The sequence below is a fragment of the Pseudomonas sp. Bc-h genome (genome assembly GCF_002080045.1).
In the GTDB taxonomy this organism is placed as follows: Bacteria; Pseudomonadota; Gammaproteobacteria; order Pseudomonadales; family Pseudomonadaceae; genus Aquipseudomonas.
Map to the genome: position 1 here is coordinate 35,110 of NZ_MUIN01000010.1, position 17,055 is coordinate 52,164.

The 17,055-nt window shown below is 60.2% G+C and carries 16 protein-coding genes and 1 tRNA gene; 10 read left to right on the top strand and 7 right to left on the bottom strand.

The annotated features are described in order from the left end of the window. Positions 1–2: 2 nt before the first annotated feature. The gene (locus BWR59_RS19135; protein WP_081567219.1) at positions 3–1,211 is read right to left on the bottom strand and encodes an MFS transporter; all 1,209 of its coding nucleotides are present in this window, start codon (positions 1,209–1,211) and stop codon (positions 3–5) included. A 397-nt stretch (positions 1,212–1,608) separates the two neighbouring features. Between BWR59_RS19135 and BWR59_RS19140 the strand changes: the two genes are divergently transcribed. Beyond that, positions 1,609–3,051: a SulP family inorganic anion transporter gene (locus BWR59_RS19140; protein WP_081567220.1), complete on the top strand. Its 1,443-nt coding sequence runs from the start codon at positions 1,609–1,611 to the stop codon at positions 3,049–3,051. Positions 3,052–3,145: 94 nt separating this feature from the next. Here BWR59_RS19140 and BWR59_RS19145 read toward each other — a convergent pair whose 3' ends face one another. Genes BWR59_RS19145 through BWR59_RS19160 form a run of 4 tightly spaced genes read right to left on the bottom strand, consistent with a single transcriptional unit; the run spans position 3,146 to position 6,741 of the window. Beyond that, positions 3,146–4,666, bottom strand: a complete 1,521-nt coding sequence (locus tag BWR59_RS19145) for a glycosyltransferase family 39 protein (RefSeq protein ID WP_081567221.1) — start codon at positions 4,664–4,666, stop codon at positions 3,146–3,148. Positions 4,667–4,669: 3 nt separating this feature from the next. Beyond that, positions 4,670–4,963 carry a lipid-A-disaccharide synthase N-terminal domain-containing protein gene (locus BWR59_RS19150; RefSeq protein ID WP_081567222.1) on the bottom strand — a complete coding sequence of 98 codons (294 nt, stop codon included), beginning with the start codon at positions 4,961–4,963 and terminating at the stop codon, positions 4,670–4,672. A 1-nt stretch (position 4,964) separates the two neighbouring features. Further along, positions 4,965–5,708 carry a glycosyltransferase gene (locus tag BWR59_RS19155; protein WP_081567223.1) on the bottom strand — a complete coding sequence of 248 codons (744 nt, stop codon included), beginning with the start codon at positions 5,706–5,708 and terminating at the stop codon, positions 4,965–4,967. 34 nt (positions 5,709–5,742) lie between these two features. After that, on the bottom strand, positions 5,743–6,741 hold the full coding sequence (locus BWR59_RS19160) for an NAD-dependent epimerase/dehydratase family protein (protein WP_081567224.1): 999 nt from the start codon (positions 6,739–6,741) through the stop codon (positions 5,743–5,745). 422 nt (positions 6,742–7,163) lie between these two features. On the opposite strand from BWR59_RS19160, the gene BWR59_RS19165 reads away from it, so the two are divergent. Further along, on the top strand, positions 7,164–9,101 hold the full coding sequence (locus BWR59_RS19165; RefSeq protein ID WP_081567225.1) for a methyl-accepting chemotaxis protein: 1,938 nt from the start codon (positions 7,164–7,166) through the stop codon (positions 9,099–9,101). A 240-nt stretch (positions 9,102–9,341) separates the two neighbouring features. On the opposite strand, the gene BWR59_RS19170 is transcribed toward BWR59_RS19165, so the two are convergent. Both BWR59_RS19170 and BWR59_RS19175 read right to left on the bottom strand, forming a co-directional pair. After that, the gene (locus BWR59_RS19170) at positions 9,342–9,902 is read right to left on the bottom strand and encodes a cysteine hydrolase family protein (RefSeq protein WP_081567226.1); all 561 of its coding nucleotides are present in this window, start codon (positions 9,900–9,902) and stop codon (positions 9,342–9,344) included. 13 nt (positions 9,903–9,915) lie between these two features. After that, positions 9,916–10,839, bottom strand: a complete 924-nt coding sequence (locus tag BWR59_RS19175; protein WP_081567227.1) for a LysR family transcriptional regulator — start codon at positions 10,837–10,839, stop codon at positions 9,916–9,918. A gap of 119 nt (positions 10,840–10,958) precedes the next feature. Here BWR59_RS19175 and BWR59_RS19180 point away from each other — a divergent pair, with 119 nt between their 5' ends. The 8 genes from BWR59_RS19180 (at position 10,959) to BWR59_RS19215 (ending at position 16,930) form a co-directional block, all read left to right on the top strand. After that, positions 10,959–11,708, top strand: coding sequence for a 3-oxoacyl-ACP reductase family protein (locus BWR59_RS19180; protein WP_081567228.1), 750 nt, complete (start codon positions 10,959–10,961; stop codon positions 11,706–11,708). A 164-nt stretch (positions 11,709–11,872) separates the two neighbouring features. Then, positions 11,873–11,962, top strand: a tRNA-Ser gene (locus tag BWR59_RS19185). Positions 11,963–12,313: 351 nt separating this feature from the next. Then, complete coding sequence (locus tag BWR59_RS19190) at positions 12,314–12,808, top strand: helix-turn-helix transcriptional regulator (RefSeq protein WP_081567229.1); 495 nt, start codon at positions 12,314–12,316, stop codon at positions 12,806–12,808. 59 nt (positions 12,809–12,867) lie between these two features. Continuing rightward, positions 12,868–13,296, top strand: coding sequence for a hypothetical protein (locus BWR59_RS19195; protein ID WP_081567230.1), 429 nt, complete (start codon positions 12,868–12,870; stop codon positions 13,294–13,296). A gap of 236 nt (positions 13,297–13,532) precedes the next feature. Continuing rightward, complete coding sequence (locus BWR59_RS19200; protein ID WP_081567424.1) at positions 13,533–13,931, top strand: nuclear transport factor 2 family protein; 399 nt, start codon at positions 13,533–13,535, stop codon at positions 13,929–13,931. A gap of 188 nt (positions 13,932–14,119) precedes the next feature. Further along, positions 14,120–15,622, top strand: coding sequence for a cytosine permease (locus BWR59_RS19205; protein WP_081567231.1), 1,503 nt, complete (start codon positions 14,120–14,122; stop codon positions 15,620–15,622). Between the two features lie 177 nt (positions 15,623–15,799). After that, a complete protein-coding gene (locus tag BWR59_RS19210) occupies positions 15,800–16,093 on the top strand; it encodes a DUF6388 family protein (RefSeq protein WP_081567232.1) in 294 nt (97 codons plus the stop codon). 147 nt (positions 16,094–16,240) lie between these two features. Further along, positions 16,241–16,930, top strand: coding sequence for a crotonase/enoyl-CoA hydratase family protein (locus BWR59_RS19215; protein WP_081567233.1), 690 nt, complete (start codon positions 16,241–16,243; stop codon positions 16,928–16,930). Positions 16,931–17,055: the final 125 nt, after the last annotated feature.

Below are 17,055 nucleotides of genomic sequence, written 5' to 3' on the forward strand. Positions count from 1 at the left end.
GGTCACCGCGTGCTGGAAGTAGAGTCGTGGCGTCTGGAGTACGACGCGCCCAGCAGATAGAAACAGCCGCCGGCCACGATAAAGGCCGCCAGCATATAGAACATGAAGTGCGCTGACTGCGTCGCCAGGGCAAAACCGCACAGCACCGGCCCCAGCGCGCCACCGAGGTTGGACAGGTTCTGCGCGCCGTAATACATGCCGCGCAGGTGCGTCGGCGCGATGCGGTCGATGAACATGTATTCGGCCGGGAACACGATGATCTCGCCCAGGGTGAAAATCGCCACCGCCAACGACCAGTGCAGCACCGTGGTCGACAGGGCAAAACCGACCACCCCCATCAGAAACAGACTGAAACCCGCGGTCAGCCATTGGTTCAGGTACTGATGGCTGATGTGTTTGCCGACGAAGTACTGCAGGCAGATCACCACGGTGGCGTTGACCGCGACCACCGAACTGATGACCTGATAAGTGAACTCCGGGGTGCTGGTGGTCACCAGGTATTGCGAGATGTACGCCGTGAACTGGCCGAACACCACAGCGCTGAGTACGCCGCCGACGGTGAAGCAGACCAGCCGATAGTCCTTGAGCAGAATCCGCCCCACGGCAAGGAACGAGACCGGCGCATTGGCCGGGTCCGCCGAGCTGAGTTTGCGATCGCCATACAGCGAATAGACCACGAAGAACCCGAAGCCCAACGCCGCCGACATCAGGAACGGCAGCTTCATGTTCCAGTGCGCCAGCCCGGCGCCAATGAAAGGCCCCACCGCGTAGCCGATGTTGATCAGGGTGTAGCGCACCGAAAACACCTTGCTCTGCTCGGCCACCGGCAGCAGTTTGCCGAACGCGGCCTTGACCACGATATCGATCACCGAATAGGCAAAGTTGAAGGAGACCAGAAACAGGAAGAACAGCCACAGCTTGCCGGTCACGCACATTCCGACGAAGCCTGCGACGAAGAACCCGGTGAAGCACAGGATCAGCTTGTAGCTGGAGAGTTTGTCGGTGAGGTAGCCGCCATACAGGCTCAACAGCGAGCCGACGATCAACGCGCTGCCGACGATCATGCCGATGTCGCTGATGCTCAAGGTGAAGTTCGAGGACAGATAAATCACCAGATACGGCAAGGTGATCGCCCTGCCCAGCGTCAAAAACAGCGACGACGACAGCAGGAGGTTGACTGAGGCAGGGTAATGTCTGAGGGCGGCGAGCATCCGTGTTCTGTCCTTCATGGATGGCGGAGTGAATCGGCAGGGTCATTCAAGGCAAACATCGTTACACAATCGCCGTTGACTGGACACTGAGAAGAATTCATTTCAACCAGCTGTGGTCGTCATGCGGGTCATATGCTCTCGTGAACACCGCACAACCTGTGGGAGGGAGCGTGCTCGCGAAAAAAAGTCGGTACATCCGCCCCATTTGCCGGGCTACAACGCCGTCTTCGCGAGCAAGCTCCCTCCCACAGTGGATCTCGGTGTATTTGGGCCTTGCGTCGGACATCCCGACCCGCAGATCCGCTTTTGGCTGGCCGCACGCGATCACATTCCGTAACATTCGGTCTTTTTCGCCCGCTGCGGCCGTCCCAGAGCCGCTCTGTCCTTCAGGTAACCCATGAAACCCGCCCGCTTACGCGCCGATGTCCTTGCCGGACTCACCACCTCTTTCGCTCTGGTGCCCGAGTGCATCGCCTTTGCCCTGGTCGCTCATCTCAACCCGCTGATGGGGCTGTACGGGGCGTTCATCATCTGCACCCTGACCGCGCTGTTCGGCGGCCGGCCGGGGATGGTTTCCGGTGCGGCGGGCTCGATGGCGGTGGTGATCGTCGCGCTGGTGGTGCAGCACGGCGTGCAATACCTGCTGGCAACCGTGCTGCTGGGTGGTCTGGTGATGATCGCATTCGGCCTGCTGCGGCTGGGTAAACTGGTGCGGATGGTGCCCTATCCGGTGATGCTCGGCTTCGTCAACGGCCTGGCCATCGTCATTGCCATGGCGCAGCTCGAACACTTCAAAAGCGGCGACACCTGGCTCAGCGGGCCGCCGTTGTACCTGATGATCGGGCTCGTGGCCCTGACCATGGCCGTCGTTTATCTGCTGCCGCGTCTGACCCGTTCGGTGCCGCCTGCACTGGTCGCCATTCTTGGCGTGGGTCTGTTGGTCTACCTGTTCGGCCTGCCCACCCGCACGCTGGGCGACATGGCCCATATCGCTGGCGGCCTGCCGAGTCTGTCGATGCCTGACGTGCCCTGGAATCTGGAGACTCTGTACATCATCGCGCCCTATGCCGTTCTGATGGCGCTGGTCGGGCTGCTGGAAACCCTGCTGACGCTCAACCTCACCGATGAAATCACCGAAAGCCGTGGCTACCCGGATCGCGAATGCGTGGCATTGGGCGTGGCCAACATGGCATCCGGCTTCTGCGGCGGCATGGGTGGCTGCGCGATGATCGGCCAGACCGTGATCAACCTCAGTTCCGGAGGCCGTGGGCGTCTGTCGGGGATCGTCGCCGGGGTGATGATCCTGATGTTCGTGTTGTTCCTGTCTCCGCTGATCGAGCGTATTCCGCTGGCAGCCCTGGTCGGGGTGATGTTCGTGGTCGCTCAGCAGACGTTTGCCTGGGCTTCGCTGCGGGTGTTGCGCAAGGTGCCGCTGAACGATGTGCTGGCGATCATCGCGGTCACCATCGTCACCGTGCTCACCGATCTGGCCACCGCCGTGCTGTTCGGCATCCTCATCGCCGCGCTCAACTTCGCCTGGCAACAGGCCCGCGAGCTGTATGCCGACAGCCATACCGAGGCCGATGGCAGCAAGATGTATCACCTGCACGGCACGCTGTTCTTCGCCTCGACCACGCCGTTTCTCGATCAGTTCGATCACCTGAACGACCCTGAACACGTGACCCTGGACTGCCGCCATCTGAGCTTCGTCGACTACTCGGCAATCGCCGCGCTGATGACCTTGCGCGAGCGCTATCAGAAAGCCGGGAAGCATCTGCGCGTGGTGCACCTGTCCGAGCGCTGCAAGAAACTGCTCAAGCGCGCGGGTGTGCAGCACTGACAGTGCCGAATCATCGAGCCGCGAACGCCCTTGTGAGATCAATGCAAAACACAAGGGTTTGCGTCATCGGTGGGGTCTGCGTGATGTCACTCGTTCACGCCCCGCTCTCCCAGGCAAAGGAATAGACCTTCCGCGGTTCAGGAGCCTGGCAACGCCCATTGTCCGCGTCCGCCCTCACCAGCAGCCACTCGGCCCGTGACGTATCGCCCACACTGCGGGCCTTTGCCGGGTCGTAACAGCGTTCCATACCGGCTGCTGGCACCAGCGCGTACCCTTGGGGATGACTGCGCAGCCAGACAACCGAGTGCTCCAGCGGGCTCTGGTCCATGAAGCCGAAATGCACCACCGGTTGCTGCGCGAACAGCCAGTGCCCTTCACGCCATCCCACCAGCACCAGCTCGGCATTGCCCGTCAGCTTCGCCACATCGCGCATCATGGTTTCGTGAGGGTTGATTCCCTCCTTGACCGGTTCGATGAACCCCCGTGCCAGCCAGGCGCACATCCAGATAGCGGTCAACGCGACGAACATCTTTTTGCCCCACTGCTTCTGGCTGAACCAGCGGCGCAGCAGCCAGGGAATCAGCGGCGCGGCAACCAGCACCAGCGCGGGCACGGCGGGAAAGACATAGATCTTGCGCTTGCCGGTACTCAGGCTGAAAAACACCAGCACCAACACCACCCAGCCAAGCAGCACCAGCACTCGGCCGTCGTGCTTGAGCAACTGCCTGCGCCACGCGGGCACCAGCCACGGCAGCATGAACACGATGGGAATCCAGTATTTGGGGATCACCTGAACGAAGAAATACCAGAACGGCTCGCGATGATCCCAGGCGTTGGCGTATCGCCCCGCCGTTTGCTTGAGCAGGATTTCCTGTGCGTACGCCAGGCTGTCGGCACTGCCCTGGAGCACAATCACGATAAGCGGGACCAGCCACACAGCAATCGCCGCCAACGCCACCAGCAGCCCCAGCCACCACGCCTTTGCCTTGCCGGGCATCGGCACCACGCCACGCCAGCCTTTACGCACTGCGTAGGCGTAAGGGATCAACATCAGAATCGGCAGAAAGCCGACGCCCTTGCTGATGACCCCAAACCCCATGGCCGCACAGGCCACATAAAACCAGGCCCACGCAGGGCCCAGCAACAGATGCCGACACAGGCCGTAGATGCCCAGCATCATCCACAGCGCCAGAAAGCTATCGATCTGCCCCGTTTGCAGAATGCTGTAGGTCTGATAGGTCGCGAGAAACAGCAGCACCGCAATGAACCCGATACGCCGGTCCCATAAGCGTCGCCCCAGGTCATACAAGCACGCGGTGGTCACCGCTCCTGCCAACAGCCCAGGCAAATACAGGGCAACCTTGGGCAGATGGGTCAATTGCACGAACAGCGCCACCGTCCACATGAACAGCGGCGGTTTGTCGGCGTAGATCTCGCCCGCTCGATGAGGGATGAACCAGGAACCGTTCTGCAGCATTTCCAGAGCAACGCCGAGAAAGCGTTCTTCATCGACATTCAGCGGTTGCCGCCAACCGAGACCGGCTCCCAACAGCAGCACCGACAGCAGCACACACGCCCACAGCTCCCGCCGCGCAGAGGACAATCGTATCCGCACGGGTCAGCCCTTCTTGTCCGCTTCGGCAATCGGCTGTTCGCGGTAGTTGGCGATCAGTTGCAGGTTGCGCAGGTAGACGATGAAACCGAACGACTGGCCGACGATGAATACCGGATCTTGTCGGTAAATCGCGTACGCCAGCAAAAGCGCGCTGCCGATGATGCTCAGGTACCAGAACCCGACCGGGATGACGCTGCGCTTCTTGTATTCGCTGTACAGCCATTGCAGAACGAAGCGTCCGGTGAATGCTAACTGTCCGATAAAACCGACCGCGAGCCACATCGATTCTCTGCCCATGTCAGACCTCGGTCTCTTGTGCGTTGACGTCCAGACGAGTGCGCCTGATCAACCACCAGACACCGAACAGGTCGAGGATGCCGACCAGTGCCCGGTCCAGGTTGCCGTAGTTGGAAACCCCTGCCCCGCGCTCGCGATGGTTCACCGGTTGAACCAGCATTCGGCCGTTATGACGGCGGATCAGCGCAGGAATGAAGCGGTGCATGTGATCGAAATACGGCAGACGCAGGAACGCCTCGCGCTCGATCAATTTGATGCCGCAACCGGTGTCAGGGGTCTGATCTTGCAGCAGACTGCCGCGCAGTTTGTTGGCGAATCGAGACGCCCAACGCTTGCTCGCAGTGTCCTGACGATTGACCCGATGCCCGGCCACCAGCTTGATGCCCTCGGGCTTGCCTTCCGAACCGCGCACCCGTTCCAGCATTTTCGGCAGGTCGGCCGGATCGTTCTGACCGTCGCCATCCAGAGTCGCCAGCCAATGTCCGCGCGCCACTTCGGCGGCATGGTGAATCGAGGTGCTCTGCCCCAGGCAACGCGCATGGCTGAGCACTCGCAACTGGCGGTAGCCACTCGCCTTCAATGCACGCAATTCAGCGGCAGTGGCGTCGGTGCTGCCGTCGTCGACAACGATCACTTCAAAGCTTTCATTGACCAGCGCCAGGCGCACCTCCTCCAACAGAGGAATGAGGTTGCCTGCTTCGTTTTTCGCCGGAATGAGCACCGACACATAAGGGTTTTCGGACATGAAGTTCCTGTCACAAGTCTGGAAAGTGAGGGGGTTAGACGCGGTAATAACTGCAGTACCAGTCGATGAACGACGGCACGCCAGTGGCCAGGGTGATCTGCGGACGAAAGCCGATGCGCTGTTCCAGCTCGCGGGTGTCCGCCCAGGTGTTGAGGACGTCGCCTGGCTGCATGGGCATGAAGTTTTTGATGGCGCGAATGTTCAGGGTGTCCTCGATGCATTCGACGAAATCCAGCAGCTTCACGGGCGAACCGAAACCGATGTTGTAGACCTTGTTGCGCGCACCGGTTTGGGCTTCGGGGGGTAACGGAATCAGGCGTGCGATGCTTTCGACGATGTCGTCGATGTAGGTGAAATCCCGGGACATCGCGCCATCGTTGTAAATGTCGATACTGCGCCGGTTGAGAATGGCCTCGGTAAACTTGAACAGCGCCATGTCTGGCCGCCCCCAGGGGCCGTACACCGTGAAAAAGCGCAGGCCGGTGGTCGGGATGCCGTACAGATGCGAGTAGGAGTGGGCCATCAACTCGTTTGCGCGCTTGGTGGCGGCGTAGAACGACATGGGCCGCTCAACCGAGTCGCTGGTCGCATACGGCAATTGGTCGTTCAGCCCGTAAACCGAACTGCTGGAGGCGTAGATCAGATGCGCCGGGACATGGGCCCGGCAAGCTTCCAGCACATTGAGGAATCCCACCAGATTGCTTTGCGCGTAAGTGTCCGGGCTGTCGATGGAGTAACGCACGCCCGCCTGAGCCGCGAGGTGGATGACCTGATCGAACCGATGTTCGGCAAACAGCTCCAGCAGCGCTGGCTTGTCGGCCAGGTCCATCCGCTGAAACTGGAAATTGCGAATGCCCGTCAGCTGTGACAGCCGGGCCTGTTTCAACTCGACGCTGTAATAGCCATTGACGTTGTCGATGCCGATGACCTGATGGCCGTCTCTGCACAAGCGCCTGGCCGTGTGAAACCCGATGAACCCCGCGACACCGGTGACCAGTATCTTTCTGCGGTGAGGCAGAACGTTCACTTCCATAAATAAGCTCTGCCCGGATAGCCTGCTCGATGGCCAACGCTTTTCGGCCGCTGCAGAGGCTTATATCAACCGCAAGTGAAGGTTTTATGGGCGCCTGTTGACAGTTGTGAGACCAGGCCCGCGTTCGAGTCAGGCGTCAGCCGAATGACAAAATCGGGGCGCTGTTTCCCGCCGATTGCCACATTTGTGCGCAAGCCACTTGAAATCGATACAAAAATACTCATTTTTTGTACACAACTTTAATTTGAAGCGTCTTGGAAATAATCCGCCGGAAGGTCTAGAGCCCTCTGTTGCAGAGCTTTTCATCGGGATGCCGCGCAATTAGCTGACCACTTGGTCAACTCAGTGGCCCGGTTATTGCTCCGGGCGAGTTACCCGCACTGTTCCATCGTGGTCGTGCGCTCGTATCTGCGGAGTTTTCTATGCCTGTCTGGCGAAAAAGTATTCAGTGGCAACTGACCCTGAGCATGGGTGCAGCGCTGGTCATCAGCAGCCTGATCGTGATCGCGATCTACGCTTTCGCGCTGAACAAACTGACCGACCGTTATCTGTTGCAGCAAGCCATGCCCGCCAGCGTCGAAGCGATCCGCAATGACCTTGAACGCCTGCTCGCCGCCCCTCTGACAGCGGCCAGCGACATTGCCGACAACACCTTGGTTGCCGAATGGCTGGGCAATGGCGAGGATCCAGCCCAGCAGCCGCCGTTTATTCGCTACCTGGCGAAAATCAAGGAGCAACACAACGCGCTGACGACCTTCATCGTCGCCAAGGACAGCGGCCACTACATCACCAGCAAGGGCGCGGACCGCACGCTGCAACGAGGCCCGGCGGAAAACAACTGGTTCTACGGTTTCCTCGACAGCAACAAGCAGCGTTCACTGGACATCGATATCGACGCCACGACCAAGGTGCCGACGCTGTTCATTAACCAGCGCATTGAACACAACGGCGCCGTGGTCGGCGTGGCCGGGCTGGGTTTCAGCATGAGTGCGCTGTCGCAGATGGTCCGCGACTTCCACTTCGGCAAGGAGGGCCAGGTGTATCTGGTCAGCCCCGACGGCAAGATCAAGGTCCATCCGAACGCTGACTTCAATGATCACGAATCCCTGACTCAACTGGTCGGCGACAGCGCGGCCCGCAGCTTGCTGAGCCAGAAGGGCGACGGTCAGGCACTGGAGTTCGAACGCAATGGTCTGGCTTTTGTGGCGGTCGCCAAACCGGTCGATTCTCTTGGCTGGACGCTGGTCAGTGAAGTCCCGCTGGCCGAGGTCTACGGCCCGGCCAAGGATGCGCTGACCACCATTTCGGCGATCAGCCTCGCGGTGGTGTTGTGCTTCCTGGGGTTTGTCGCCTGGATCGCCCGTGGCATCGTGCGACCCATTCAACAGGTGACCACTGCGCTGGTGGACATCGGGGGTGGTCAGGGTGATCTGACTCGACGCCTGGACGACAGCCGCGCCAACGAGCTGGGCGACCTGGCCAGAGGTTTCAACCGTTTCATCGAAAGCCTGCGCCTGCTGATCGGCGACGTCTTGCAGACCAGCGAACAGCTGCGTCACAGCGTGGTGGACGTGGCGCGTGTAGTCGACAGCACCTCTTCTCGTGCGCTCAAGCAACAGCAGATGACTGACATGGTCGCCACGGCCGTTCATGAAATGGGCCTGACCGTGCAGGAAATCGCCCGCAACGCTGGCGCCGCAGCCGATGTGTCGCGTAATACTCATCAGGAAGCGGTGTCCGCCAAAAGAGTCGTCGGCGAATCCATCGGTCATATCCAGAGCATGTCCGACGGCGTGGGCACAGCGGCCGGCGCCGTAGAAAACCTCGCCACGCAGATTTCCACCATCGACCAGGTGCTCAGCGTGATTCGCAGCATCTCCGAGCAAACCAACCTGCTGGCGCTGAACGCCGCCATCGAAGCCGCGCGCGCGGGCGAGATGGGACGAGGCTTCGCGGTGGTCGCCGATGAGGTTCGCACCCTCGCCGGTCGCACGCAAAGCGCCACGTCGGAAATCCAGCAGATGATGGGTGAGCTGAAAAGCGGCGCCGATCAGGCCGTGACCTCCATGCGCGCCGGGCAGGCCGCGACCGGAACCGGCGTGGAAGCCAGTCGCAGAACCGGGAACTCGCTGGACGCCATTGCCGGCCACGTTGAAGAACTGACCGACCGCAACCATCAAGTGGCTGCGGCAACCGAAGAACAGAGTACCGTCACCGAAGAGATCAACCGTAACGTGCAGGGCATCGCCGATCTGGCGCAATCCACGGCTACCGATGTGAAAGCCTGCCGCGAGGATTGCCAGAAGCTGTCGCAAAAGGCCGAACACCTCGCGGCGCAAATGGCGCGGTTCAGGTTGTAACCGACCATGATCGTTCCCACGCCCCGCGGGGTAACGCAGTGTTCGACGCTCCGCGTCGCGGTGGACGCAGAGCGTCCAGCAAGGGGTACCCACGCTGGAGCGTGGGAACGATCATCAATTTCTGCCAGAACGCGCAACCGTGGGAGGGAGCTTGCTCGCGAAGAGGCCATGCATCCGCAGCATCTCCAGCGGATGTGCCCAAGCCTTCGCGAGCAAGCTCCCTCCCACATGAACGGCTCACTACCTCAGAGCGCGCAAAATCTCCTCGGTCCCCACCACCTGCGCATACTCCTCGTGCAGGTTCGCCAGCGACATTGCGTGTATCTCCTCGGCACTGCGCGGGTGCCCAAAAAAGTCCGCACCGTCGAAGGTGTAACAGGCGTCATGAGGCACGATCACCTCAAACCCCAGATTGCCGCCCGTTCGCGCCGTGGATTCCACCGAATTGTTGGTCACCACACCGACAATCACCACCTGGTTGATCCCGTCCGCACGCAACCAGCCTTCCAGCGCCGAATGGCAGAACGCGTCCGGCACCTGCTTGTGCAACTCGCCTTCGCCGTCCCATGGCAGGAACTCGGGTTGAAATTCGACACCTGATTGTTTGGGCCAGAACACCGAATCGGGTTCTCGGGAAAAATGCCGAACGTGAATCACCGTGCGCTCGGTGCGGCGCCAGGCTTCCAGCAGCGCGAGCATTTGCCGCTCTGCCTGCGGGTTGTTGCGCCGGCCAAGCTTCGGATGGTTGATACCTTGCTGCATGTCGATGATGACCAACGCGGCTTTGCGGGAAATATCCATGGTTTCTCTCTGATCAAATAGCGCTGAAATGCCGCGCCAACTGCTGTTCGGCGAACTGTTCGATGATGAAATCGACGAAAGCCCGGGTCTTCCCGGGCAGCATTTTGTGCTCGCTGTAATAGATGGAAATATTGCCATCCTCGACGTACCAGTCAGGTAACACGCGCTGCAACGCCCCACTGCGTAGATAAGGCAGCGCGAACGGCATGCTCACCAACGCGACGCCCAACCCCTGCTCCGCCGCCCGACACGCCGCCTCCGAATCGCTCATGGTCATGCGCACGTTCAGGCGCAGCGGGGTTTGCTCCTGGCTGCGATGGGTCAGCGGCCAGGAGCGTATGCGCCCGGTCTGCGGTGAGCGGATCAGAATACCGTCGCACTCGCTCAGGTCATCGGGGTGCTGAACCGCTGGATGCGCCTTGAGCCATGCGCAGGACGCCACAAGAACCCGGTGCGCGGGCGCCAGTTTGCGCGCAACGACACCCTGGGGCAGCTCGAATCCGCCGCCAATGGCGGCATCGAAGCCCTGCCCGATCAGATCCACCTGACGGTTATCGAAATGCCAGTTCGGGGTAATCGCCGGATAGCGTCGCAAGAATTCGCCCAGCAGCGGCACCACGTATAAACAGCCGAACACCGTGCCGACGCTGACTTTCAACGTGCCTGCGGGACTGCCCTCGGCGCTGGCAAGGTTGGCCACCGCGTTCTGGATGGTATTGAAACTGGCTCGGACCTCATCGAGAAATCGTTGCCCGGCTTCCGTCAATGTCAGCCGCCGCGTACTACGCTGGAACAGCCGCACGCCCAACCTCGTCTCGAGCTTGGCCACGCTTTTGCCGACTGCCGCAGGGGTCAGGCTCAGACGCCGCGCCGCCTCGGCGAAGCTTCCGACCTCGGCGCTGCGAACGAAACACTCAATGCTGCTGAAGTTTTCCATGCACTCATTCACAACTTTTGGTTTACACAGACTATAGCGATTACCGGCTACCGCGAACCTAATCCACAACAGATACTGACGCCCATCCACTCTTTACTCACTGGTTACAGGAGATCGACATGACTCACCCAACCAACCTGATCGGCAAAACGGCACTGGTTCAAGGCGGCTCCCGCGGCATCGGCGCCGCCATCGTCAAACGTCTGGCTGAGCAAGGCGCAGCGGTTGCCTTCACCTTCGTCAGCTCCGAAGACAAGGCCCGCGCCCTGCAGGACGAAATCACCGCATCTGGCGGCAAAGCCTTGGCCATCAAGGCCGATAGCGCGAGTGAGCAAGCGATTCGCGACGCAGTCGCCAAGACCGTCGAAGCCTTCGGTGGCGTCGACATCCTGGTGAACAACGCTGGCGTGCTGGCCATTGCGCCCCTGGAAGAGTTCAAGTTGGAAGATTTCGACCGGACCCTGGCCATCAACGTACGCAGCGTGTTCATCGCCAGCCAGGAAGCAGCCCGTCATATGAAGGAAGGCGGCCGCATCATCAACATCGGCAGCACCAACGCTGACCGCATGCCCTTCGGCGGTGGCGGCGTGTACGCCATGAGCAAATCGGCACTGGTAGGCCTGACCAAAGGTCTGGCGCGTGACCTGGGCCCTCGCGGCATCACCGTCAATAACGTGCAGCCCGGCCCGGTCGACACCGACATGAACCCGGCGGACAGTGACTTCGCCAAATCGCTGATGGGTCTGATGGCAGTCCCTCGCTACGGCAAGGCCGAGGAAATCGCCGCCATGGTGGCCTACCTCGCAGGCCCTGAAGCGGGTTACGTCACCGGCGCCAGCCTGACCATCGACGGCGGCTTCGGCGCCTGAGTCCGAGCCTGGCACCCGCAACACCAGGCCCCGGACTTCCACCAGAAGCCGGGGCTTCCTGCTTTTTGCTTAAGCGCATGAAAATTCTGAAAAAAAGTTTTGCCTTCGAAAGAACTTTCGACTACATTAGCGCGCCTCGACAGACTGAACGTCTGAAGAGATACGGTGAAGTGTCCGAGTGGCTTAAGGAGCACGCCTGGAAAGTGTGTATACAGGAAACTGTATCGAGAGTTCGAATCTCTCCTTCACCGCCAAATTCGATGTAAACGAAACCCCTGAGATTCCTCGAGAACTCAGGGGTTTTTCGTTTATATCCATCTATGCCTATCGACCCCCCATCCCATTCGTTCGGATGACTTACCCATCCAACGCGACAGATTTCCTACGGCGTTTCCACTTCCCGTTCATTTACTTAACGCAGAACATCGGAAACCTCTTCACCCAATCGAATGACCAGCTACTGTCTATCCGTCGCCCCCTAACTTTGGGAGTAACAACTTAGTACGAGGCTAGTTCTACCCTGGATCCCCCAGCCCGTATTCCGGCCCCCATTGCGCGTCCCACTCAAACGATAAACGGGGCGCGGATTCCGCAGGAGTAGGTTGATGAACGGTATTGGCAAACGTTTGAGGCAAGAAAGGAAACGCTTGAAGCTCACGCAGAGCGCACTCGGAGCCATCGGGGGCGTGGAAGCGAATGCTCAAGGCCATTATGAAAGCGGACAACGTCTGCCCCGAGCCGACTATCTGTTCCGTATCGCAGCCGCTGGCGTCGACATCAGTCGTGTGGTCACCGGTATCGACTCCAGAAACAGGCTGGAAGTGCCCATGCTGCCCACGCTGCCCCAAGGGCAGGCCGGATATGACGACGATGAGCACGACAGCGCCGAGAGCGTGGTGAGGATCATCGGCCAGCTGCGCCAGAGCCTGTGGGTCACGGCCAACGCGCTGTGCGAGGTCACGCGACTGATCGATTCCAAGGCCCAGGAGCAGAGCGGCGACCACGTCGAGGATCATCTTCGTGTGCTGCAGGGCGACGCCGATATGTTCGTCGCACTGGCGCTGGCCAAGGTGCAAAAGGCCAATCACGAAACCCATTGAGGCTTCGCTGACATCGCCCTCCTGCAGTGGTAGCCTTGCGCCACACAGGGAGGGCGTCAATGAAAGGTCGTTTTATCGCGCTGGCAGCCATCACGCTGCTTGGCAGCGGCGTTGCCAATGGGGAAGTTTTCAAGTGCGTCACGCGTGAAGGCAAGATCAGCTTTGCCGCAACGCCGTGCCCGGACTACGTCGGTGAGGCCATGCCGCAACGGCCGGGCCAGCGGCTTTCCAGCGATTGGGAAGAAGCCGACTACCCCGATCGGGTGAACAAGAACGCAGTGGAAATCCTGCAGATCAGCCGACGCAACAGGCTCATCATCACCAACGAAAAAGAAATCTCCGACCGCATGCAAGCCATCCGCCCGCCTCCCCCCGGCGTGCCTTCAGTGTGCGTAGCGCCGGTTTACAACAGCGCCTGCTTCGATCCATCCGGAGGGAAAGTTCGCCAGCCGGTGAGAGGCAAGCTCTTCAGTTCAGGCGCGAATTAAACCCGATTCTTGTGGGAGACGCCGGAGGCCACGACGGTACGGGCCGCGATTCGGACGATAGCGGTAGATCAGTTAGCAAATAAGCCATCTGACCCACCGCTATCGCGGCTTTCGCTCGACCTATCCAGCTCACTTCCGAATTATCTGAACTAAGTTTTTATCGGCAACGATGTTACGAGATGCGAGAGCTGCATACAGTCATGCCCCATCGCCAGAATCACAACAACGAGACGGCCATGACCTCCACGCTTCACCTCAAAGAACATGTACAGCAAGCGGCCAACGAACTGATTGCCGCGTTTGCCGGCAATGACACCGAAGCCTACTTCGCGGCCTTCAGCGAGGACGCCACTTTCCTGTTCTACACCCTCCCTGCTCCGCTCCTGTCCCGTGCCGCCTACCAGGAAGTCTGGAAAGGCTGGCAAGCGGATGGCTTTGCCGTGCTCGATTGCCAGTCGAGCAACGCCCATATAAGCCTGCAGGGTGATGTGGCGATCTTCATGCACGACGTTGCCACGCGCGTGCGTTTCGGTAGCGAGGAGAATCAGTTCCACGAGCGGGAAACCATCGTCTTCCGCCATGACGGCGGCCGTTGGCTCGCCTGTCACGAACATCTGTCGACCCAGCCGGAATAGGTCGACGGGCGAGCGCATCTTTAGAGTGCGCCGCCCCAGCGTTTCAAACACAACAACAGTTTTAGCCAGTACTTAAGGTCGCTCTGGTGACCACTGCCAATGCCACGACCGGACTCGCTCCGGTCGACAATACGGGCCAGCACTCGATGCCGGCCTCATAACAACACGACAGCGCGCAGGAATACGTCATGTCTCATCCCACTACCAGTATCGAAACCTTCGGTGTCGAACAGATTCCGGACGATCAACGCGATGCGTCGCCCATCGATCTGTTCCGTCTGACCTTCGGCGGTGCCAACACCTTCGCCACGGCGGTCCTCGGCAGCTTCCCGGTGCTGTTCGGTCTGTCGTTCCAGGCCGGGGTCTGGTCGATCATCCTGGGCATTGTGCTGGGCTCGATCATTCTGGCGCCGATGGGGTTGTTCGGCGCCCTCAACGGCACCAACAACGCGGTGTCCTCCGGGGCGCATTTCGGGGTTCATGGCCGAATCGTCGGCTCGTTCCTGTCGCTGCTGACCGCAGTGGCGTTCTTCTCGCTGTCGGTGTGGAGCTCGGGTGACGCGTTGATCGGCGGCGCCAAGCGCATGGCTGGCCTGCCGGAAAACGACCTGACCCTTGCCGTCGCCTACGGTGTGTTCGCCGTGCTGGTGCTGGTGGTGTGCATCTACGGGTTTCGCTTCATGCTGTGGGTCAACAAGATCGCCGTGTTCGCGTCCAGCCTGCTGTTTTTGCTTGGCATCTTCGCCTTCAGCGGCAGCTTCGATGCAGGCTTCGCAGGTACCGTGAATCAAGGCAGCGAAGGCTTCTGGGCGGCCTTCATCGGCGCGGCCCTGCTGGCGATGAGCAACCCGGTTTCGTTCGGCGCGTTCCTCGGCGACTGGTCTCGCTACATACCCCGCAACACGTCGAAGAAACGCATCATGGCTTCGGTGTTTCTGGCGCAGATCTGCACGCTGATCCCGTTCCTGTTCGGTCTGTGCACCGCGACCATCGTCGCCACTCAGGCACCGCAGTACATCACCGACAACAACTATGTCGGCGGTCTGCTGGCAGTCTCGCCGAGCTGGTTCTTCCTGCCGGTGTGCCTGATCGCGATCATCGGTGGCATGTCCACCGGCACCACCTCGCTGTATGGCACGGGTCTGGACATGTCGAGCATGTTCCCGCGCCTGCTCAATCGCGCTCAGGCGACAATTCTGATCGGTATCGCAGCGATTGCCTTCATCTTCATTGGCCGTTTCGCCTTCAACCTGGTGCAGAGCGTGTCGACCTTCGCGGTACTGATCGTCACCTGCACCTCGCCATGGATCGTGATCATGGTGCTGGGCCTGATCATCCGCCGCGGCTTCTACCACCCCGCCGACCTGCAAGTGTTCACCCGCGGTCAGAGCGGCGGTCATTACTGGTTCGAACACGGCTGGAACTGGCGCGGTCTGGGCGCCTGGATCCCGAGCGCTGCGGTGGGGCTGTGCTTCGTCAACCTGCCGGGGCAATTCGTCGGCCCGCTGGGCAATCTGGCCGGTGGCATCGACATCAGCCTGCCGATAACGCTGGGCCTTGCGGCGCTGCTGTATATCACTCTGCTGCGCACCTTCCCGGAGCCGGTCGGGGTGTACGGCGAGCATGGCCCGCATCCGCTGCTTGGCGCCAACGCTCACCGCAACGTGAAGAAACCGATGGCCATCGGTTGATTTCCCGACAGCGATAAAACGAAGGGCTCACCCGCAGGTGGGCCCTTTACATTTCCGGCACCGACCAACGGACTACACTCGGCTGGCATGAGTCAGTTACATGTCGCACAATCGACCCTCACGTCAGCATCCCTACAATAGAAAATGTCAGCTCGAACCACAGGAGATCTACCTCACATGAATAAAGAAGAATGGATCGAAGCTGCGCTGCCGAATTACATCCTGACCAACCCGGCTTTGCAGGAAGAGATATCAGGCCTGAGCCAGAAAGACCAGGAAGACCAGATCCGCTGGGCTTTTGAGGACGAAGCAGAGGCTTTGAGCATTGAAACCTGGGAATTGGCCTTGAGCTTCAGCAACAAGCCAGAGGAAGAAGTGAAGGCGCTCCGGCTGGCTGTTCACAAGGAGGCCGCCGAGGCCCTGGATATGGACTGGGATGAATACTGCGCACTGAACGCTGTCGCGGTATAACACCCGGTTCACCCTCCTTCGGGCCGCTGCCTTTCCTGCCCTGCGCGCGGCCCGAAATCCTGACTTGTCGGTCACCCTTTCTGCTTTACCTCGCCCCTTCGTGTGGGTAACTTCTGCGCCACTTCAAAACAACAAGGACTCGTCCCCATGAGTGATTTGGTCGCGTATCAGCTGGACGACGGCGTCGCCACGCTGACCCTGAGCAACGGCAAGGTCAACGCCATCAGCAACGAGGTGATCGCCGGCTTCAACGCGGCGCTCGATCAGGCAGAAAAGGACCGCGCCGTGGTGATCATCACCAGTGGGCCGGGGATCCTTTCCGGTGGTTACGATCTGAAAATCATGACGTCGAGCCCAGAGGCGGCAATGGATCTGGTGGCAGCCGGCTCGACCCTGGCCCGCCGCATGCTGTCGCACCCCTTCCCTATCGTCGTTGCCTGCACCGGCCATGCCGTGGCCAAGGGCGCGTTCCTGCTGCTGTCGGCCGATTACCGCATTGGCGTCGACGGTCCTTTCAGCATCGGCCTGAACGAAGTGCAGATCGGCATGACCATGCACAACGCAGGCATCGAACTGGCGCGTGATCGCCTGAACACAAGTGCATTCGGACGCTCGGTGATCAACGGCGAAATGTTCGATCCAAAAGGCGCGTTGCAAGCCGGTTTCCTCGACAAGGTCGTCGCACCGGAAGAACTGACCGACGCCGCCCGCACCGTGGCCCTGCAGCTGAAGAAAATCAACATGAAGGCCCACAAGCAGACCAAGCTCAAAGTTCGCAAGGCATTCCTGGAAACACTGGACAAGGCCATCGAGCTGGATCGTCAGCATCAGTTCTGATCGGCTGGATGGGGCACCGTCCATTCTCGGCAAGCAGAAATCCGGCAGCCCATGAATACCCCGTGGGAGCGAATTCATTCGCGATGGGTTTTACGGTCGATAAATTGCCATCGACTGTAGCGGCC